Origin of the sequence: Endozoicomonas ascidiicola, assembly GCF_001646945.1 — a bacterium.
GTDB lineage: Bacteria > Pseudomonadota > Gammaproteobacteria > Pseudomonadales > Endozoicomonadaceae > Endozoicomonas > Endozoicomonas ascidiicola.
In genome coordinates this window covers 63936-84850 of record NZ_LUTV01000010.1, presented here as the reverse complement: position 1 = coordinate 84850, position 20915 = coordinate 63936, and the positions used below count along the sequence as shown (strand labels likewise).

18 protein-coding genes and 1 pseudogene are annotated in these 20915 nt (G+C 47.0%); 2 read left to right on the top strand and 17 right to left on the bottom strand.

The window, feature by feature from the left end; all coding sequences use genetic code 11:
• Nucleotides 1–282: 282 nt before the first annotated feature.
• From efpL to AKL11_RS22550, 11 genes are all read right to left on the bottom strand, one after another.
• Nucleotides 283–849 (bottom strand): elongation factor P-like protein EfpL, encoded by a 567-nt coding sequence (efpL, locus tag AKL11_RS22600; RefSeq protein ID WP_067522261.1) that lies wholly within the window; start codon nt 847–849, stop codon nt 283–285.
• Nucleotides 803–1213 (bottom strand): DUF3301 domain-containing protein, encoded by a 411-nt coding sequence (locus AKL11_RS22595; protein ID WP_067522259.1) that lies wholly within the window; start codon nt 1211–1213, stop codon nt 803–805. The genes efpL and AKL11_RS22595 overlap by 47 nt, the downstream gene beginning before the upstream one ends.
• A 40-nt stretch (nt 1214–1253) precedes the next feature.
• Entirely contained in the window at nt 1254–2075 is an 822-nt protein-coding gene (locus AKL11_RS22590) for an IS630 family transposase (RefSeq protein WP_245673409.1), read from the bottom strand.
• Between the two features lie 120 nt (nt 2076–2195).
• The gene (locus AKL11_RS22585) at nt 2196–3017 is read right to left on the bottom strand and encodes an IS630 family transposase (RefSeq protein ID WP_245673409.1); all 822 of its coding nucleotides are present in this window, start codon (nt 3015–3017) and stop codon (nt 2196–2198) included.
• Between the two features lie 571 nt (nt 3018–3588).
• A complete protein-coding gene (locus AKL11_RS22580) occupies nt 3589–5004 on the bottom strand; it encodes an adenylate/guanylate cyclase domain-containing protein (RefSeq protein ID WP_067522257.1) in 1416 nt (471 codons plus the stop codon).
• Nucleotides 5005–5180: 176 nt separating this feature from the next.
• Nucleotides 5181–6143, bottom strand: a complete 963-nt coding sequence (locus AKL11_RS22575; RefSeq protein ID WP_067522255.1) for an NAD(P)H-dependent flavin oxidoreductase — start codon at nt 6141–6143, stop codon at nt 5181–5183.
• 11 nt (nt 6144–6154) lie between these two features.
• Entirely contained in the window at nt 6155–8137 is a 1983-nt protein-coding gene (locus tag AKL11_RS22570) for an acetyl/propionyl/methylcrotonyl-CoA carboxylase subunit alpha (protein ID WP_067522253.1), read from the bottom strand.
• Between the two features lie 9 nt (nt 8138–8146).
• Complete coding sequence (locus AKL11_RS22565) at nt 8147–8935, bottom strand: enoyl-CoA hydratase/isomerase family protein (RefSeq protein WP_067522252.1); 789 nt, start codon at nt 8933–8935, stop codon at nt 8147–8149.
• 5 nt (nt 8936–8940) lie between these two features.
• Entirely contained in the window at nt 8941–10089 is a 1149-nt protein-coding gene (locus AKL11_RS22560) for an acyl-CoA dehydrogenase family protein (RefSeq protein WP_067522383.1), read from the bottom strand.
• 228 nt (nt 10090–10317) lie between these two features.
• Nucleotides 10318–11934 (bottom strand): acyl-CoA carboxylase subunit beta, encoded by a 1617-nt coding sequence (locus tag AKL11_RS22555; protein WP_067522250.1) that lies wholly within the window; start codon nt 11932–11934, stop codon nt 10318–10320.
• A complete protein-coding gene (locus AKL11_RS22550) occupies nt 11931–13769 on the bottom strand; it encodes an acyclic terpene utilization AtuA family protein (RefSeq protein WP_067522248.1) in 1839 nt (612 codons plus the stop codon). Before AKL11_RS22550 ends, AKL11_RS22555 begins: the two co-directional genes overlap by 4 nt.
• A 165-nt stretch (nt 13770–13934) precedes the next feature.
• Between AKL11_RS22550 and AKL11_RS22545 the strand changes: the two genes are divergently transcribed.
• Nucleotides 13935–14579: a TetR/AcrR family transcriptional regulator gene (locus AKL11_RS22545; RefSeq protein ID WP_067522246.1), complete on the top strand. Its 645-nt coding sequence runs from the start codon at nt 13935–13937 to the stop codon at nt 14577–14579.
• A gap of 24 nt (nt 14580–14603) precedes the next feature.
• Entirely contained in the window at nt 14604–15167 is a 564-nt protein-coding gene (locus AKL11_RS22540; protein ID WP_067522244.1) for a nitroreductase family protein, read from the top strand.
• 188 nt (nt 15168–15355) lie between these two features.
• Here the strand turns inward: AKL11_RS22540 and AKL11_RS22535 are convergent, their stop codons facing one another.
• The 6 genes and pseudogenes from AKL11_RS22535 to AKL11_RS25805 all read right to left on the bottom strand — a co-directional run.
• On the bottom strand, nt 15356–17179 hold the full coding sequence (locus AKL11_RS22535) for a M60 family peptidase N-terminal accessory domain-containing protein (protein ID WP_157673729.1): 1824 nt from the start codon (nt 17177–17179) through the stop codon (nt 15356–15358).
• Nucleotides 17180–18456: 1277 nt separating this feature from the next.
• Nucleotides 18457–18918: a YcgN family cysteine cluster protein gene (locus AKL11_RS22530; protein WP_067522240.1), complete on the bottom strand. Its 462-nt coding sequence runs from the start codon at nt 18916–18918 to the stop codon at nt 18457–18459.
• A complete protein-coding gene (locus tag AKL11_RS22525) occupies nt 18915–19220 on the bottom strand; it encodes a YcgL domain-containing protein (RefSeq protein ID WP_067522239.1) in 306 nt (101 codons plus the stop codon). Before AKL11_RS22525 ends, AKL11_RS22530 begins: the two co-directional genes overlap by 4 nt.
• The gene (rnd, locus tag AKL11_RS22520) at nt 19221–20366 is read right to left on the bottom strand and encodes a ribonuclease D (RefSeq protein WP_067522237.1); all 1146 of its coding nucleotides are present in this window, start codon (nt 20364–20366) and stop codon (nt 19221–19223) included. It lies immediately after the preceding gene.
• 120 nt (nt 20367–20486) lie between these two features.
• Nucleotides 20487–20663 (bottom strand): annotated as a pseudogene (locus tag AKL11_RS24875) (hypothetical protein); the annotation flags it as partial.
• A 67-nt stretch (nt 20664–20730) separates the two neighbouring features.
• A partial coding sequence (locus AKL11_RS25805) for a hypothetical protein (RefSeq protein ID WP_172807360.1) occupies nt 20731–20915 on the bottom strand: 185 nt, incomplete at its 5' end.

The window sequence follows — 20915 nt, the reverse complement described above, 5'->3', positions numbered from 1 at the left end:
CTTCTGCGTGCAGATTAACCAAAAACCAGTCGAGTTAGCCGACAGACTCCATACCAAGACGTCTCTTGACGAGGAGGAAGAGGTGCTCAGAAAACCGGTTAAGCCAAAACCAAAATAAAACCGATGGTTTCAAGTGAGTTTTGGTTTAAAAGAAAATTACTCGCAGATTTTTTAAATAAAGCCCTTAGATTGAAGAGCGATTAAATAGTTATATTCATCTAAATTGGATAAGTGACTATGCCGTGTCAGAGAGTATCGCTCTTACGACACGGCTCATCGAACTCAAGCCCGGGACATAAACTTCCCAGTCTCAGTATTCACCTTTATAACTTCGCCATTGCTCAAATACTCAGGCACTTGAACCTCAAGGCCGGTACTTAGCCTTGCAGGCTTGGTTCTGGCTGCAGCCGAAGCCCCTTTAATGCCGGGAGTGGTATCCACAATCTCCAGCGCCACAGATGCCGGTAAATCGATAGACAACAGCTGACCTTCAACCAGCAAAGCAACAATCCCTTCCGCATTATCAGCAATATAAAGCAACTGCTCTTCAATGGTGCTGGCATTCACCAGATACTGGCTGTAATCCTCGGAATCCATAAAGGTGCATTCATCGCCTTCACGGTAAAGCAGTGTGACTCCACGGCGTTGCATATCAACATCCGCTAAAAGAATATCACCGGTTAATGTCTGCTCCAGTTTCTGGCCACCGGGTACAGCATTGAAACGCACTTTATACAGTGTCTGGGCACCGCGGGCAGAAGGGCTTTTGGCTTCCACCAGACGAACCTGATAATACAGGCCATCAATGGATACGATCTGGCCTCTCTTCAGCTCTCGAGCGTACGGCATGGGATTCCTCAGTGTGCAAAAACAATCGGGGTGAATGCTGGCTATTGTCAGAACGCTGCTTTATTTCAGGGTCATCAATATCGATCTGCTTGAGTTGTTTACCCAGCATCTGGATAAAGCCCTGTACTCGATCCTGGCCATTCAACGTGTATTCAAACTTGAAAAAACGCTCGAAGACCATTTGGCCTGAATAACCACGGCGGAAACGGGTACGATACCGAACAACTGAGTCATCCAGAAACTGAACGCTCATATCATGACAGGCCTTTTTGCCATAAACGACAGCGGCCTCTTTTGCTCTGGCGGTATCAAACCAATAATAGAGCAGGAGAAAAAGCAGGGTCAGCCAGAGTAATACATCCATCGAGGCATTCTAAACCAAAACTCACTTGAAACCATCGGTTTTATTTTGGTTTTGGCTTAACCGGTTTTCTGAGCACCTCTTCCTCCTCGTCAAGAGACGTCTTGGTATGGAGTCTGTCGGCTAACTCGACTGGTTTTTGGTTAATCTGCACGCAGAAGGCTTTGACATTCTTCACCAGTTCATCTTGGGTGCTATGACAATAATGATAAGTTACCTCCTCTCTCAACCAACGCCAAAGAGCCTCAACTGGCATAAAATCAGGACTGTACGGAGGTAGCCAGACTAGCTCTATTTTTAGATTTTTTGCAGCCTCGCAGACGTCAAATGACCGATGATAGGACGCACCATCCCAAATAACAGTAATTTGTCGTTCAAGATTCTCCTGTCGAATACGCTCCAGAACATTCACAGTATGTTGTGAATTGCCTTTGGGGTATGGCCAAATCCTAACCTGGCCCTCGTTGTAGTAATAAATCCCGTAAAACGTGACTTTGGATAGCCCTGGAGAGCAAGAAGACACAAAGAGTCTACCGCCTTTAGCTGACCACCCACTACCGATATCCGTATCCTGATGAATGTGCGCTTCGTCAATATAAACGATCAGTTTTTCTTGCCTGGTTGCCTGCTGAAGTAACGGCTCAAGCTGCTTCAGATAGTCTGCTCTTTTTTCAGGATCGGCACGATTCAGGAGCTTCTTCGCCTTTTTCCAGGAGATATTATTCCTTTTCAAAACACGGCGAATAGTTTCCCGGGAGCAAGTAAAGCTCCATTTCACCTTGCACCAGTTTACTAACCTTTTAAGAGTCCAGCGAGGGAGTGACGACTTTTCAGCATTTGCAGCGGCTTCAGCCGAACGGTGGATGGCTTGAGTGATGATTGAGGTAACGGTTAGACAAAAGGGGGGTGCCCGCCTGTACGCTTATACTGGAGAGCTTTTGGGCCGAATTCATTATAAACCAAAACTCACTTGAAACCATCGGTTTTATTTTGGTTTTGGCTTAACCGGTTTTCTGAGCACCTCTTCCTCCTCGTCAAGAGACGTCTTGGTATGGAGTCTGTCGGCTAACTCGACTGGTTTTTGGTTAATCTGCACGCAGAAGGCTTTGACATTCTTCACCAGTTCATCTTGGGTGCTATGACAATAATGATAAGTTACCTCCTCTCTCAACCAACGCCAAAGAGCCTCAACTGGCATAAAATCAGGACTGTACGGAGGTAGCCAGACTAGCTCTATTTTTAGATTTTTTGCAGCCTCGCAGACGTCAAATGACCGATGATAGGACGCACCATCCCAAATAACAGTAATTTGTCGTTCAAGATTCTCCTGTCGAATACGCTCCAGAACATTCACAGTATGTTGTGAATTGCCTTTGGGGTATGGCCAAATCCTAACCTGGCCCTCGTTGTAGTAATAAATCCCGTAAAACGTGACTTTGGATAGCCCTGGAGAGCAAGAAGACACAAAGAGTCTACCGCCTTTAGCTGACCACCCACTACCGATATCCGTATCCTGATGAATGTGCGCTTCGTCAATATAAACGATCAGTTTTTCTTGCCTGGTTGCCTGCTGAAGTAACGGCTCAAGCTGCTTCAGATAGTCTGCTCTTTTTTCAGGATCGGCACGATTCAGGAGCTTCTTCGCCTTTTTCCAGGAGATATTATTCCTTTTCAAAACACGGCGAATAGTTTCCCGGGAGCAAGTAAAGCTCCATTTCACCTTGCACCAGTTTACTAACCTTTTAAGAGTCCAGCGAGGGAGTGACGACTTTTCAGCATTTGCAGCGGCTTCAGCCGAACGGTGGATGGCTTGAGTGATGATTGAGGTAACGGTTAGACAAAAGGGGGGTGCCCGCCTGTACGCTTATACTGGAGAGCTTTTGGGCCGAATTCATTATAAGCTTTGATCCATTTCCACAAGGTGTGTGTTGCGCGTTTGGTGCTGAAGGCCACCTGTGAAGCGGATTGCTCACAACAGACTTGATAAAGGGCCATAAAGCGTTCGCGCGTCCTATGGTGAGGTTCTGATAATCCAGATTGATAGAGGCATTCTGGGGATTGATTCCATTTATCGTGTAGGACTTTAAGCATGAATCGAATAGTTATGGCAAAAAATGATCTGTAATTATACGTCTTGAATCGTTTTTCGTTTCATGCTTTGGATCAATTTATCTGCTCATTTAGAACCGTATGTTTCAAATGAGTTTTGGTTTATATCTAATCTGACCGAATCCCAAGGATTTCTATCTGGACTGTTTGGTTTATGAGTATACATAAGATGCTGAAAGACAAGAGTACATTGCTAAACAGCATAGTGAATACAGTGGAGAAAGGAAAAAAAACTCCGGAAAGAACTGACTGATTATCCCATTATTAACTTAATGCTCAGAATTTGCAGTGGTTGCTATATCATCTTTCAGCAGTTTTTGAGTGGCTTCTTCCAGCTTCTGCAGAATTTTTTTGCGTTCAAAAACATTGATGTCGTCAGTATCAAGGCTTAAAGAAAAACCTTTAGCATCGTATTCCAAATAGCTTTTCTGCAGGCCCATATTCCGACGAAGGTCAATGACTCGATAGACCGGAACTGGACGACTAAAGCCTTTTACCTGTATTTCATCTTTGGATTGGCAAAGAACAACATCTTTTACCAGTGACCACGTTTCGTGGGAAACCAGAATTTGATCAGGCTCTGCAGAGCTTTCCAGTCGGCTTGCCAAGTTTACATCCCGCCCGAGAGCGGTGTAATCCATGCGGAACTCAGCGCCAAAATTACCCACCGTACAAAAGCCGGTATTGATACCAATGCGGATCCTCAGTGGATTTTCAATCCCCTCTCCAATCCATTGTTTGCGCAGTACTTGCATATGCTTTTGCATTTCAATGGCCATGCTCACTGCAGCCAGCGCATCTTTGCGTGCACCTTTGGTTTTGGGGTCACCAAAGAAAATCATAATGCTGTCACCAACAAACTTATCGATGGTTCCACCATACTTCATGGCAATACGTGACATGTCGTTCAGATAGGTATTCAGGAGGCCGGTCAGGGCTTCCGGTTCCAACTCTTCAGCAAGATCCGTAAAGCCTTTGATATCCGAAAAGAAAACAGTCAGTTTTTTTCGCTGACTTTCCAGCTTTACATTGCGCTTGCCGGCAAAAATAGATTCCCACACTTGAGGGGGAAGATATTTGGAAAGATTACTGGCGAGCTTGCTGTAACGCTGTCGCTGTTGCTGGGCATTCATCTGGATTTCATGGTATTTTTTTTCTTTATCCCGCATGACAAAGGCCAGAAAGGCTGAAAATAGCGTAAATACCAGCAGGCTGATAAAGACCAAATCCTGACCTTTGGTAATCTTGGTCTGGATATCAATAAACTGTTGTATAGCAAGCCCAAGGCCGGCAGCAGGCAATAACAGAAGAAATCCTTTTGCTCCTTGCAGATATATGGCTCTGGAGATCATCAGTGCGGCAATCAACATGCTGCTAACTAGCGGGAAGTTCATAAAGGTGATCAGAGACGCCGTGTTCAGGCTGTCGAACATGAACAGGGTAATGCGTCTTCTACTCTCAACAACAGATTTGTTTTCACTCTGGATAAAACCGTTGACCAGTTTATTAGAAGCCCAGGGGAAAATAGAAAAGTAGCCAACAAGGCTTAGAAATGTCCAGGGAAGCAGTTCGTTGGCGAGAAAGTAGACAACTACAGACGCAGCAATCCAGTAGGCAAGTACTCGTGGTTGAATAGGCGCCGTTGTGCTTAAGGATGCTGCAGGGGTGTAGTTTTTGGCTTGCATGATTCTCAGATTTTATGACTGTCCGATGGATTCAGTAATTTAGTTATTCTAACATGGAATATCATAGGAATCTTCAGGGACTCATGCTCTTTCATGAATGAAAATTCACAAGTGCCCCTGAAATAGCGTCTATTGATACAACTCTAGTCCATGCAATCTAACGACAGTTGCTGTTTTCATATTGTGGAGTACTTATACTCAAGAATTAATTGATCAATTAACTGCTCACAGCTAACAATATTTTTAATGCCTGAAACACCATGACCAGCAGACCACACATCCTGCCAGGCTTTAGAGCTGTCGGAGCCAGAGGGTGTAAGTTTTTTCCCGAAATCAATATGACCTTGATCAAACAGTGCGTTCATATCATAACCAGAATTGAGTAGGCTCTGCTTCATGAAATTAGAAGGAACGCCTGTGACTGCAGGAGTATGCACAACATCGTCGGCAGTGGATTCCAGAATCATGATTTTGTGGCCTTCCGGTGCCCGGCTTTCCAATGTGTTGATAAAACGAGTACCGACATAGGCAAGATCTGCACCCATCACTTGCGCAGCATGAACCTGATGGCCTCGATTGATACAACCGCCAAGTAGTAACGTTTTATTCCAGAAACCGCGGATCTCTTCAATTAATGCAAAAGGGTTGATGGCGCCCGCATGGCCACCGGCTCCTGCACTGACGGCGATAATACCGTCCACATTGGCGTCGGCTGCTTTTCTGGCATGACGAATATTAATGGCGTCATGAAACACGACACCGCCATACTGATGCACTTGATCCGTCACACTGCGCATGGCACCCAAGGCGGTAATGATCAGTGGCACTTTATACTTTATACAAAGTGCTAGGTCCGCTTCCATTCGAGGGTTGGATCGATGGGTGATCAGATTAACGCCAAAAGGTGCAGCCTTCTTACCGGTTTCTTGTTCAAACGTTGCCAGAGCTTCCGAAATCTGAATCAGCCACTGTTCAAAGCCTTCACTGGTTCGCTGGTTCAGTGCCGGGAATGTACCGACGACACCTTTCTTACAACCAGCAATAACCATTTCTGGGCCAGACACCAGAAACATCGGTGCCATCACCACGGGAATTGATAATCTGCCTTGCCACTGGTCGGGTAATATTGATTGGATCATTTCAGCTTTCCTTATTCTTCTACTTCGATCAGTAACTGTCGACCTTTGACCTGGTCACCAGGGCTCGCGAAAATCTGACGGATTTTGCCATCCACGCCGGCTTTCAATGGGTGTTCCATTTTCATGGCTTCGATAATGGCAACCACTTCGCCCTGTTTCACGGTTTGGCCTTCACTGAACAGCACATCAATCACCACACCGTCCATGGATGCCAGCACCTTATTGGAGCCTGCTTTTTCATTCTGGCTGGTTTGGAAGGTGAGATCATGGAAATGAAGATTGCCCTGTGCGCTTGCTAACCAAAGGCTGTAGGAGAATCCGTTGGCTTTTGATTTGTGAAAGGTGATGGTTTGTCGCACATTATTGAGTTGATAACACAGCTGATTATCGTCAGTGCTAATCACATGAAAAATGGAAACTGTATCATCCAGCTGCAGGCAGAACTGGTGACTGTCCATTTGCTGAATCCGACAGATCTTTTTTACATCCCCACAGCCCAAAGACAGTTGCCGCTCTCCTATCATGCTGGTTTGTAATCGGCTATTGTCGTTTTCAATGCCATGACTTAGCAGCAGAGCAGCCAGCATCCATTCATTGTTCGATACTTCTTGCACTGACAGGCTTGGGTTAGCCGTAAACTCTGTTTCAATGAAGTCTGTTGTGGTTTGACCCTGAATAAAAGTATCGCTTTGCAGAAGTTCACTAAGGAAGCTGCGGTTATCTCGAAGGCCGAGCAGGTGGGAATCCTGAACTAACCGAACCAGACGACGGCGCGCTTGTTCCCGGTTTTCTCCCCAGGTAATAAATTTTGCCAGCATAGGGTCATAGAAAGCGTTAACGGTATTACCTTCCTGAATGCCTGAATCCACCCGCACCCCAGAATAGGCTTCACCCGTTTGATCATCATGGGAAGCTGGCTGCCAAAGCGCAATTTCTCCCGTTTGCGGCATAAAGTTATTGGCGGGATCTTCGGCATAAAGGCGGACTTCAATAGCATGGCCGTTGATGGTCAGCTGATCTTGAGTGCGTGGTAACGGTTCACCGGCAGCGACTCTAAGTTGCCATTCAACAAGGTCATACCCGGTAATCAGTTCGGTGACCGGATGTTCTACCTGTAGTCGTGTATTCATTTCCAGGAAATAGAACTCATTATGCTGATCCAGCAAAAATTCAACGGTTCCAGCGCCTTGATAATTGCAGGCTCTTGCCGCAGCAATGGCGGCTTTTCCCATGCTGTCACGCAGCTCTGGTGTCATGACCGGAGACGGCGCTTCTTCAATGACTTTCTGGTGACGGCGCTGCATGCTGCAATCCCGCTCACCGAGGTGTACGACATTGTTATGATTATCAGCGAAGATCTGAATTTCAATATGTCGGCAGGCGCGTAATGCCTTTTCCAGAATCAGCTCATCAGAGCCAAAGGCATTGAGGGCTTCTGAACGCGCTGATTTGATCGCGCCGGCAAGGTCCGAGGCAGCTTCAACAATACGCATTCCCCGGCCACCACCGCCAGCAGACGCTTTCACCATAAGAGGAAAGCCAATGTCATTTGCCGCGTCTATCAGAACAGAGTCACTCTGGTCTTTTCCTTCGTAACCGGGAATGCAGGGCACGCCGGCTGTAATCATTGCTTCTTTGGCTGCGCGCTTGCTGCCCATCAATTCAATGGCCGACGTATTTGGGCCAATAAAGATGATGCCTTCCAGTTGGCAGGCTTCTGCGAATGCACTGTTTTCAGACAGGAAGCCGTAGCCCGGATGAATAGCATTCGCTTCCGTCATTCTGGCCGCTTTCAGAATGTTATCGATATTCAGGTAACTGTCGCTAGCGGCACCAGCGCCGAGACAAACCGCTTCATCCGCTAATGACACATGAGGGCTTTGGCTGTCAGGTTCGGAGTAAACTGCCACTGTCCTGTAGCCCAAGGCTTTTGCCGTCGTGATAATTCGTTTGGCAATTTCACCACGGTTTGCCACTAATACTTTGTCAAACATGGTCTTTTCCTATTGCCAGTTGGGCTTTCTTTTCTGGGCAAATGCCATGGCACCTTCACGACCTTCGCCTTGAATGCTATTGGCAAAATCGACAGCGGCCTGATCCAGAATAGAGGGCAGGTCATTATTTATGGACATTTGATGCAGGAGTTTTTTAGTGGTTACGGTAGCAATCGGTGCGCAGCTCAGAGCAAGATTAACCGCCGACCTCAGTTGTTGTTCAAGTGCTTCCTGATCATCAGCAATTTGGTGAATAATGCCGAGCCGTAAGGCTTCTTCTGATTGGATTCTCACGCCAAGAAGGGCAAGCCTTCGTGCTGAAGTAAGGCCTATGCGTTGCACGACAAAAGGCGCTATTTGCGCGGGGATGATTCCGAGTGATGTTTCTGGCATGGCAAAGCGCGCGGAATGATCGGCAATAGCAACGTCAGAAATGCAGGCAAGACCAAAGCCACCACCGAGCACTGCGCCCTGTAAGAGAGTAATCACTACGCAGGGAAGTTGATCCGCCTGTTCAATCATCAAGCCAAAAGAGCGATTGAAATTTGCTAACTCAATTTTGTCATTGGCAATAGACTGCATTTCACGAATATCACCACCGGCACAGAAGTTGCCATCGGCTCCACGAATAACCAGCACTCTGGTGGGGTGATGTTCAATAGAGCTCATGACTTGAGACAGTTCTTTTACCATCTGCAGATTCATGGCATTCGCCAATTCCGGGCGATTCAGAGTCACGGTTGTCACGCCTGACGCTTGTTCAACGAGCAATGTCTTATAATCACTGAAGGTCGTCATGGCGCTTACCTTTGGGTGGATGTCATGTATTTGCCAATAATCCCCAGCATGATTTCATCGGCACCGCCTCCAATGGAGCCAAGGCGATTGTCTCGATAGAAGCGACTGACAATGTTGTCCCACATAAAGCCCATACCGCCCCAGTATTGAAGACAAGCGTCGCTCACTTCTCTGGACAAGCGACCGGATTTTAATTTGGCCATGGAAGCCAGTTTTGTAACATCCTCGCCTTGACTGTAACGCTCGCAGGCTTGATAGGTGAGTGCCCGAAGTGATTCCACTTCGGTTTGCAGTTCAGCCAGACGGAATAAAACAGATTGGTTGGCAATCAATGGTTTGCCAAAAGCATTACGCTCGCGGGTGTAGGTCATGGTTTCATTGATGCAGATTTCCATGCCCTTGATAGACATGGCTGCCACATAAAGCCGCTCTTCCTGAAATTGCTGCATCTGCATGACAAAGCCTGCACCTTCATGACCAATCAGGTTCTTTTGAGGTACGCGAACATTGTCGAAGAATATCTGAGCAGTGTCAGAACTGCGCATTCCCAGTTTGTTCAGTTTTTCTGAGAACGAAACGCCTAGGGTGTTGGTAGGTACCACGATAAGCGATTTGTTTTTATGGGCCGGATCGTCAGAAGAATTCACCAAGAGGCAGATAAAGTCTGCCTGTGTCGCATTGGTGATCCACATTTTGGTGCCATTGATTACGTAATCATCGCCGTCTTTAACGGCGGTTGTTTTAATATTGGCAACATCACTGCCAGCGCCGGGTTCACTGACGCCAATACAGGCCACCATATCACCAGCAATGGCAGGCGCCAGATAAGTCTCCCGGAGATAGTCGCTACCAAAACGAGCCAGCGCTGGTGTTGCCATATTGGTTTGAACGCCAATGGCCATGGGAATACCGCCACAGCGAATGGCACCAAACTCTTCAGCGGCGAGCATTTCGTAGGTGTAATCCAGGCCCATGCCTCCAAATTCTTCAGGCTTGCTGATGCCTAGAAGACCAAGGTCTCCCATCTTTTTGAAGACTTCTTTGGCTGGAAAAATGCCGGAGGCTTCCCACTCATCCACATACGGGTTGATTTCTTTCTCAACAAAATTGGCGATGGTCCGCTTTAGTTCAAGGTGTTCCTGAGTGAGTAGCATGGTTAGTCCTTCATTTTTATTGTTTATATGTTTGGCTTCCGCGCTATAGCGAGGTTGTCCCATCCCTTTGGTTCCCATGCTGTGAGGCTGTCGCAAAAACCCCAAGCATCTCGTTCCCACGCAGAGCATGGGAACCAGGAGTTTTGCGACAACCTCGAAGCATGGGAACGAGGTTTCTGGAGTTTTGCGACAGCCTCAAAGCAAGGGAGCGAGATGCGTGTCAGGTCTTTAAAATCGTGCGACACCAAACGTGTTATTTTTTAGCGTCCTGTGTTCTGCCTGCCAGCAAATATCCAATAGGTTTAATAACAACTCACGGGTATCCCGGGGATCAATCAATCCGTCGTCCCACAGGCGGGCGGTACCAAAAACGGCGGTCGAGCCAGCATTCAGTTTGGCGGCCGTGGCAGCTTCCAGTTGTTCCATTTGAGCGGCGTCTGGTTCCTGTCCCATTTTTCTCAGTTTTTCTTCACTAACGATTCGCAGCACTTTTCCCGCTTGTTCTCCACCCATAACGGCCGTTTTGGCATTGGGCCAGGAGAAGATAAATCGCGGATCCAGCCCTCTACCGCACATAGCGTAATTCCCAGCGCCGTAGGAGCCGCCGATGAGAATGGAAATTTTTGGAACGCTGGCATTGGCCACCGCCTGTATCAGTTTTGAACCGTGCTTGATAATGCCGCTCTGTTCCGCTTCGGTGCCCACCATAAATCCGGTGGTATTGTGCAGAAAGAGCAGGGCACGATTGCTCTGTTGGCAGAGTTGAATAAACTGCGCGGCTTTGTTCGCACCTTTGGCAGTTATTGGTCCATTGTTGCCTATAATGCCGATTCGATGTCCATCGATCGCTGCAAATCCGCAGACGGTTTGCAGATCAAAATCACCTTTGAAGTCGCTGAAGGCAGAATCATCCACCAGTCGGGCAATGACTTCGCGAACATCGTAGGGCTTTTTGCTTTCACAAGGGATAATGCCCAGCAGTTCTTCACTGTCGTAGCGGGGAGGTTTGGAAACCGCCTTTTCCGGTAATGTCAGTTGTTCATTCCAACCGAGGCTTTCAACCACTTCCCGAGCAATAGCGATGCCTTCGTGATCATTGTGAGCTTGATAGTCAGCAGTTCCCGCTTCGTAAGTATGCAGATCGCTGCCACCCAGTTCTTCATCGGTAGCGATTTCACCGGTTGCCGCTTTCAGCAAGGGAGGGCCTGCCAGAAACATTTTGGCCTGATTTTTTACGGCAATCACATAATCCGAAAGCCCCGGTTGATAAGCACCACCGGCCGTTGCACTGCCATGTACGACAGTGACTTGAGGTATGCCATCCGCAGAAAGTCGAGCCTGATTGGCAAAAGCGCGAGCGCCGGGAACAAAAACGTCGGTGGCATATATCAGGTTTGCGCCGCCACTTTCTGCCAGAGTGATCAGCGGTAATTTATTGTCTCGGGCTACTTCCTGAAGGCGAAGAGTTTTATCAAGGCCTGCAGGCGAAATGGTGCCACCTTTAATAGCACTGTTATTTACCTGCAACATGCATCGGACACCGGCCACATAACCGATTCCGGCAATAATACCGCCACCGGCAGAAGAACCATCTTTGTCATCGTGCATTTTATAACCGGCTAATGAACTCAATTCGATAAAACCTGAGCCGGGGTCTAACAATAATGCCAGTCGCTCACGGGGTAAAAGCTTACCCTTTTTATGGAATTTCTCACGAGCACTGTCGGCTTTATCAAAAACAGCCTTTTCCAGAGTGCGATACTGTTCAATGGCTGCCAGCATGGCTGCACGATTATCGTTAAACTCTGATCCATGGACGTCTATCTGAGATTCGATGACTCTCATTGGGCTTCTCCCGTCACCTGTTCGTATAGCTTTTTATTGATGGGGATTGGCATGGATAGCAGTTGTTGAGCAACGGCTTTGCCCTGGGCATCGATTCTCAGGCTGGCCATACCTCCGCCACCGAGGCAGTGGGTGATCAGAATATTGATGCTTTCCATGTTGGAAAGTTGGTATCTGGTGACTTCACTCTTATCGCTTAGCATATGCCTGAAATAGGCGGCAATGTTCTCTGGTGTCAGAGCGGTCTCTATATAAGGTAGAAAAAGCGTGTTTCTGGCAATCACACCAATATTGCAGTTGTCGCCTTTATCGCCGCTGCGGGCCAGAGCCAGTTTGATCAAAGGAAGTTTTATCGTAGATGCGGCGTCCAGCTTTTCAGGGAGTATTTTTTTAACCCACTGTGCTGGTGATGACTGAACAGATTCGCCGTTATGGATGGAGACACTTTGTGGTTTGGCATTGTCATTGATCAGGGTGAATGTGGGTGCGATGGCTGTTTTATCCAGCAAAAATGAAAACAAGCAAATCCGCGGACTGGCTTTCGGCCGGCCTCCCACTAGGCCTGTAATTCCGGGCGCCATGGCCGTTGCCGCCTGGGCAATTTCCAAACCAAATAAACCCAGTGCTTTTCTATCACTGTGGGAAACAGCAAGTTTTACCACCACTTCGCGGGTAGATAGTGCGGTGGTATTTGCACCGTAAGTGGCTTCACTACCGAGCACTTCTATGGCCGTATCGCTGAAGTCACTGAATCCACGAGCTGACAGCAAATAGCGCACCCGTTTAAGAATGGACTCCGCCACCACCTGACCTTTTTCTGCTGCATCAATACCGCCGATCATAAAGCTGGCGATAGAGCGATAACCATCAATATAGGTAGCGCTGACTTTGTATTTGTCAGGCGCTGGTCGTCCGGTGGCGCCGGTTACCAGAACCCGATTGTTGTCGATTTGTTGTAGTGTGGTCTGGCTGAAATTGCAGATCACATCGGGCAATAAATACGCCTGTGGGTTGCCGATTTCGTAAAGGATTTGTTCGCTGACGGTGTGGCAGCTAACCAGTCCGCCGGTCTCTGGAGGTTTGGTCACGACAAAGCTACCATCTTCATGACACTCAATGATGGGAAAGCCCATATTGGCGTAGCCGTCTTTGACCAGATGCCAATCGGTAAAGTTGCCACCTGTCGTTTGAGTGCCACATTCAATCACATGACCGGCCAGAGAACCTTGTGCCAGTTTGTCGTAATCCTGACATGACCATTTAAATTCATGAACCAAAGGGCCAAGCACCACGGCGCTGTCGACGACTCGGCCGGTGATCACAATGTCGGCTCCGGCATCAAGCGCTTCAGCAATGGCGGGTGCGCCCAAATAGGCATTAACACTGGCCAGCCGTTCCGGGAAAGGTTCACCACTGAACATATCAACGACATTGTTTTTATAGTCACCGGAATTGATAATTTGTGATAGGTCATCCCCTTCCACAACGGCAACGGTAAGCTCTAAGCCGGATTCTTTAATGATATGAGCAAGGGCTTCAGCGCAACCTCTGGCATTGATGCCACCGGCATTGCTGCAGACTTTAATACCCTGGGATTTAATATCGTTGAGTAATGGTTTCAGGGTAGCGATGAAGTCAGGTGCAAAACCCGCATCGGGGTTTTTCATTTTGGCGCCGGCCATGATGGACATGGTCATCTCGGCAAGGTAATCAAACACCAGGTAATCCAGCTGCCCCCCATGAACGAGCTGGTGGGCTGCGGCGCCGGTGTCTCCCCAAAAGGCGGAAGCACAGCCGATTCGGACGGTCTTTTCTTTGGAAGATTCTGCAGACATGGTGAAGCCTGATCATTATAAATTGTTATAAGTCGTAGGCTACCAAGCAAATGATTGGTTGGGAATACCTTGAGGCGAAAAAAACCAAGCATTTGCTTTGTTGTGCTTCTCAGGCATACTCATTTCAAGAAAAGAATAATTAATCAGGTATCATTTAAACGTAATATGTCGTTTATATCATTAAGTTCTCAGGATATTGAGCAACTGACGCAACAGCTCATTGCGCAGGGTACGATCGTTGATCCGCAAAGTGCCAAAGGGCGTTTACTCAAACAGGCCGCTCAGCTTTTCAAAACCCAAGGGTTTCAGCGGACGACGGTGCGGGATATCGCCAGAGAAGTGGGTATTCAGTCCGGCAGCCTTTTTCATCATTATCCCAGCAAGCAAGCTATTCTTCGCAGCGTGGTGGAAGAAACCATTCAGCTGAATCTTGAAATCATGAAGCAGTCGCTTGTCTTAAATGACGGTGTAAGAGAAAAGCTGCTTGCTTTGATTGTGTGCGAGTTGCAATCGGTGTTGGTGGACACGGGTTCGGAGATGGTGGTTCTGGTTTATGAGTGGCGGGGTTTAAACGAAGAAAATCAGGCAGAGATTCTTTCCCTGAGAAATACCTACGAGCAGTTATGGCTGGATATACTGGGTCAGGCTTATGCACAACAGATGACGTCTGTTGAGCCAGCCATACTCCGACGATTACTAACGGGTGCCATCAGTTGGACGATTAATTGGTACAAGCCCGATGGTGGTCTTTCACTGATTGAGTTAGCTGAAATCGTGTTGTCTATGGCGTTAAATAAAACGCAGGCTTGAAAAAGAATAGTCGAGAAAAGAATAATGGATGGAATAGAGCTTTTATTGAATCGAAGATCGTCTCCCGTTTTAGAAAGCCCCGGGCCAACCCCTGAGCAGTTAGAGATTATGTTTCAGGCGGCATTGCGAGCACCGGATCATGCTCGACTTCGTCCTTGGCGTTTCCTGACCGTGAGTGGAGAAGCCCGGGAAGCATTGGGTGAATTACTGGCCAAGGCGGCTAGGTCCGATCGGCAGGATCTTTCAGAAGACGCTCTTCGTCGTTTTCGCGGAATGCCCTTAAGAGCACCCACATTGGTGTTGGCGATTTGCCCGGTCAAAGAGCACCCCAAAGTACCGGATATTGAGCAGAAAATGTCGCTGGCAGCGGCAGTGCAGTCTTTACTGCTTGCAGCTTTTGATCAGGGAGTCGGTGCGATTTGGCGTACCGGTGATTTGTGCTATCACCCAATTGTGGCCGAAGGGCTTGGTCTTGCCCACAATGAACAGCTGATGGGTTTTATTTATCTGGGCAAACCCGTAGGTGTTTCCAGGGAGCGAAAACCTTTAAACACTGAGATGTTTGTAAAAGAGTGGAAGCAAACCTGAAATATGCTCTGAATGAGAAGCCCCTTGAGAGGCTGTCGCAAAAGGGATGCGCTTGCCAATACGGTGTTGAAAAATGGCTCAAAATGCTCATTTACTGTATGTAAATTGCGCGTTTTCGCCATTTTTTGCCTTGTCTGGACTGCGCTTGCTACCTTTTGCGACAGTCTCTTGATGCAGATATACCTGGTTTATAGATTCTTTATTTTTGTAGTTGATCCTTCCATGCTCGTTGATGCTTGACTGATCAGATAAAACCCATAGAGAGCAGCACAAAAAGCAGATGTATAAAGCAGGCTCTGTTGATCTTCGGAAAAATGGGTATTGAAGCCAGGGCAGGTAGCGTGATCCTTTGCGATTTTAGGAAATAAGCGTCTGTTATTTTGCAAATCAAAGTCTATTGGTGGATTTGGTTCAGACATATGTAAGACTTTTGCTTTGGTTGATTCAGTAACAGGAATTTTCCAGAACGCAAAGTGCTCAATCAGGTTATGATGGGTTAAATTACAGAGCAGTTCAAAAAAATAATCGATTCTGGCTTGTTCGTATGTATTTGCTATTTGCCTATAATCTTCCGGAACTGTTGCGTTTTCGTAATTTGTGATCAGTCGGCTAGCTTGCTCTTCGGTTAAAGACCGGTAATGTCTGACCATATTGGTAAATAGCGTCCACCCTTTTTCGGGGAAAGCATCGATGAGCTGTCGAAAGAACACACCAGCGGTTCTGTAGTCATCTGCGTAAGGCATTGGAAAGTTCTGATAGGCCACACCTGTCTCAAGATGTTTAAGAGCATTCCCATAGCCGCAATGTTCAGCAATTAATGAGGTTCCGGTGAGTTGCATGACTACGTACTCTGCGGTCAGCTCAGACATTGCCTGCATGTGAATTGTGGTGAGCAGATTATTTGGGTTTAGATGGTGAGCCATTTCGTGAGGAATGAGACTGAGTTGATAAAGTCCGGCTGCCGTTAATCGCTGTATGGTGGAATTGTCTTTAGCTATCCAGCTGATCAGCTGAAATGGGCTAGCTTTTTTATCGATCATAATTGCCGGGTAGGCCGTGCTTCCTGCGTGTGCTTTTCCAATGGTTATCTGGATATCTTCAACAAGGATATCGTTCTGGTTTCCTGGGTTATGCCGTTTTTCAGGATATGGGCTATCGGTATCATATCCCCATAGCTCCAATGTTTGATCCGCTATCTCATCCAATAAACTGATAGTTCCTTCTATATCTTCCATAGAAGCAGTCAGATTCGTAGGAATAATGCTTGTCAGTCGTTTACCTTCCAGCACGGACCATGGAGAAGAGGTGGAGGCGTTGACTGCGATCTTCGATGAAGAACTACCTGCTGTAAGATGCGGTGCTTCAAAAACACCAGTAAATGTTGCAATAAACGAACATTTGGCATGGGTATGAGGAATTTTCAGTGCTATCGTACCCCCATAAGGGGCTCGAATGGTATTGATGCCGGTGTACAGCTTACGCTCAATATGCATTGAAAGAGGTCGTAGGAGTGATTTTTCTGTACTGGTATCACGATCTCTCCCATTGCATTGAATTTTATGAGCTAAATGGTCTGTGTGCATTCCGACCTGCAGTCTTATAGTACTGAGTATTGGTTTGCACTCAGCCTGCTTGCCATTGACTTGGAGAGTAATGTTAAACAAGTTTCCGGGGCTACTGTAAAGGCCGGTAAATATAATCTTTGTAGTATAGGGTATGCTCCCATGAGGGTTGTATCGTGGTGTGAAATGGCCATTAAATTGAATGGACTTTTCTGTTGGCAAAATGCCTTCAGGTATTTTTATCTCGAAACCGGGGATAATGGGTGTACGGGTTGGCGTTAAAGGTTGAATAAACTCCTGGCAGTACTTTAAATTATCTTCCTTTTCAGTGCGATAATACGGGTGTATAAATGCGTTGTTATCAGGGGCGCAGGTAATAGGGTATTCAAACATTCGATGGTCATATTTGCATCGTTGAATACTCAGGCTGTAGTCAGAAAACAGCTCCATATTCAGCCCACGCTTGCCCTTAAAATGGTATTCGAATTGCTCCTTATGAATGTCGTCGTCTACTGTGAATTCAAAGTAGCAGGTATTTTGTGAGTCTGGTCTGATTGCCAGTGCATGACCTTTACTTTGAAACATAGTATCAATAGTACTGAATTTTACGGGTTTTTTTGAACATGGTTGCAGCTTTATTGTGCAGTTTGATGGTTTTTCAATATCAGAAAATGTATTGGACTGATTAGGCGGTTCAAGGCAAAGGCCATCGTGACTATAAAGAACGTTGTCTTTTAGCTGAAATCGTTGCCGTATTTGTCCGGTGCATTGTTCTTTTCGAAGCGTCTGCTGGTCGGTATCCTGTTCAAGGCAGGAAGTTCCGGCATTAATCATTGTGTAGTGGTTGCTGGGAAAGCTATCAGGGATTTCAAACGGATTGCTCCAGTTTTCTTTTTCGGCAGTTGCATTAGCAGCAAGTAATTGCTGCTCGAGATCGTTAATACTTTCCTGACTGTGAATGTAGTCATCCATACCTATGGTTCTGTTGCCAGTGTTGCTGTTAATAGTTCGTGTAATGAGTGGGCGTGCTGTGACAGCCAGGAGCCCGAGGCCTGTGGAGGCGGCTCCCAGGACGCCAGCTGACAAACCGAGACCAGCAAAGGATGCAATACCTGAATAAAAAAGTATTTTTCTGAGTGAGAACTTTGCCGCGCTGGAAGCAGGAAGTGATTCTGTAGACGGCTGATTTGAAGTGTGTGATGTAAAAATCCTAGGGAACATATCGCTTGAAACCTTAAAACTGATCGACCGTGAAGTTAACTTGATCGTTACTTAAGATTCAAATTAATAAGAAACGTTCCATTTTTCTCAATAATTTTTTGCTCAGATCTTCAGTGATAGGTATATAGCTAAGGTGTCTTCTTACGATGGTCATTAAGGAACTGTCCTTGAATAACTTCACTGCTCGGAGAAGCGCTTTCCGTTTACCGTTTACCGTAAAAGCACAAGCAGCAAGGCTTTTACGGATAACGGATAACGGATAACGGATAACGGTTCTGGTTAAATGTGGAAGTTATTTTGTGACAGACCCTAAGGAACTTTCGCTGTGGCGCATGCACTTCGGTGGTCTTCCGTCATCGAAATCAACGGATTCATTCCATGAATAGCGTCTCTTTTTCGCTGCATTTGGCTTAAAACTATCAGCCTCCGGCTGACTCAGGACTCTATAGCCCTTGGAGACGGCGGACGAATCCTTAATGTCTACCCTAAGAAGGTGTCTTTGTTTATCAGATCATCGTGTGGGGGATGATGTATTCTTCAAGGTCGTCATCATCGTCAAGGCTATTTTCAGAATAAACCCAACCTTTTACCGATGCGCTAGCCTGATGAATTGAACCATAGGATCCGGAAATCAGTGGATGCCACTGGTATAATGGTTTATTTTCACTGATCAAACGATAGGCGCAGGTATCCGGCAGCCAGTGAAAGTGTCGGATATCTTTAATCGTCAGCACAGTACAATCCGGCACAATCTGTTTGCGATTTGGGTAATCAGTACACTGGCAGCTTTTAGTATCCAGCAACTTGCAGGCAACGGACGTGTAATACACGTCACCGGTGTCTTCATCTTCCAGCTTGTGCAGACAGCATTTTCCGCAGCGGTCGCACAGGCTTTCCCATTCTTCCGCCGACATCTCTTCCAGAGATTTGGTCTGCCAAAATGGAGAGCTATTAAGTGAGTTGTTCATACCGGGTCATTAAACGACAGAAATTCATCGGGAAGCTTGACCAGGTAATCATCCTGCTCGGTTTCTGCGGGCGGCATTTGCAGATAAAAACCGCTGTCTTCAATGGATTGCAGAACGGTTGCCGTTTCAACCCGTGCCAGCTTTTTTTCTGGCGTCAGTAACATATCAAATATGTGTGCTGGTTTGCCAAAGACTTGAATCAGCGCTTCCGGCAGATCTTTATCCAGTACCGTACCCTTTCTGACATAAAGGTACATCTCATCCCGTTTCGGGCTTTTGTAGATGGAAACCAGAGACTTCATTCAATGATCCGATTCGCTTAATTGATGTAGACGCTTGATCAGCGGGGTGCCGATGATATCACGTCGCCAGCCGGTGAGGGTATCGGGCAGGGCAAAGTGTCCGGTATTCAGCCAGTTTCTCAGAATTGGCGTGGTTAATTTGCCCGGTATCAGCAGTTCAAGCGGTAAATCCAGCTCGTCGGCCAGCTGAGTTAATATGGTCTTGATACGTTTGCCCCAGTCTCTGGCGGCTTTTGGCAGCGGAGGTGGTAGTTTTTCAGGGCGTTCGTGATCAGGTATTTGACTGCCGGCTTTGATAGCGGTCACCATCTGCTCGCCATGTTGACGAACAATATTGGAACGCATATCCGGTATTCGGTGCAGTTCTCCAGGGGTTTTCGGCTGGAATTTTGCCAGCGGCCAGAGGCTGCCTTTGGGGATGACCCGGTTTCTTGGTACATCCAACGACCGTGATTCTGTTTCGCGAAATGCACACAGCGCTTTCAGTACACCAAGCTGTTGTGGATTAAGCTGCCAGGCTTTTTTCACATCCTGCCAGGCATTGTCCGGATCATTGGGTAACACGTTCAACGTTATCGCAAGACACTCGTCTTCCAGCCATGCTTTTTTTGTGCTGGCGGGTAATTGTTGATCCAATGTCTTATATACATCCAGAAGATGGGCAACATCGAGGCTGGCATAGTTGACCTGAGCGTCGGTCAAAGGGCGCTGACGCCAGTCGGAGCGGGTTTCATCTTTGGGTACATCAATGTTTAACAATTGATTGAGCAATTTTTGATAGCTAAGAGAGAAGCCAAGATTGGCAAAGGCTGCGGCCAGCTGGGTATCAAACAGTGGTCGTGGAACGGTGTTGGTGAGCAGTTTGAACACTTCGAGATCTTCACTGCAGGCGTGCAGCACTTTGATCACGCCGTTGTTATCAAACAGCGCAGCCAATGGTTGCCACTGGTCAATGGTCAGTGGGTCAATCAGGAAAATTTCTGTGCCAGTCCCGACCTGTATTAAGCCAGGCAGCGGGTAGAAGGTGTCGGTGCGGATAAACTCCGTATCCAGAGCGATGGCGTCCAGCTCGGACCACTGTTGGCAGTAGTGTTCTAGAGATTGGTTGTTATCGATCCAGACAGGTTCTGGAGTCAGAATTTGCATAGTTAGAGAGTTCTATTAGAGAGTTCTAAAGGAAAAGATCATTAACCCCAAACTATCAGATGGTGACTGGTTTTGATATAGAAACAAAACCCCGTTAAATAAAACGGGGCTTTAACAGGTTCATACCGTCATTGGTACAAGAAACAGTGTTCCAACAATCACAGTGAACAGACCGGCAAAAACAGGCACCGATGTGCGCTTACAGACTTCGAATGGGCTGATTTTACCCATGCCGGAGGTAGCCACAATTACACCGGAAACCGGAGAAATTGTACGACCAAGGAGGCTGTCGGACTTGAAAGTAAAAACCGGAGATGGGCCGCAATAAAGTCAAAAATCACAGAATTCAGTCTGGAAGTGCTGTTTATGTCGTCAGTCTCTTTTGCCCAAATATCCAAATGCATGCGACAAATAACCTGTAAGCTGAAATAAACTGCATAAAAATGATACTTTCCTGAAGATCTTTCAGCATCAGCGTAAACATCCGCTTCAGGTTAAAACCCATGCACAGAAGATCCCATTCAGCAGACACTGCTTCAAGACCACGGA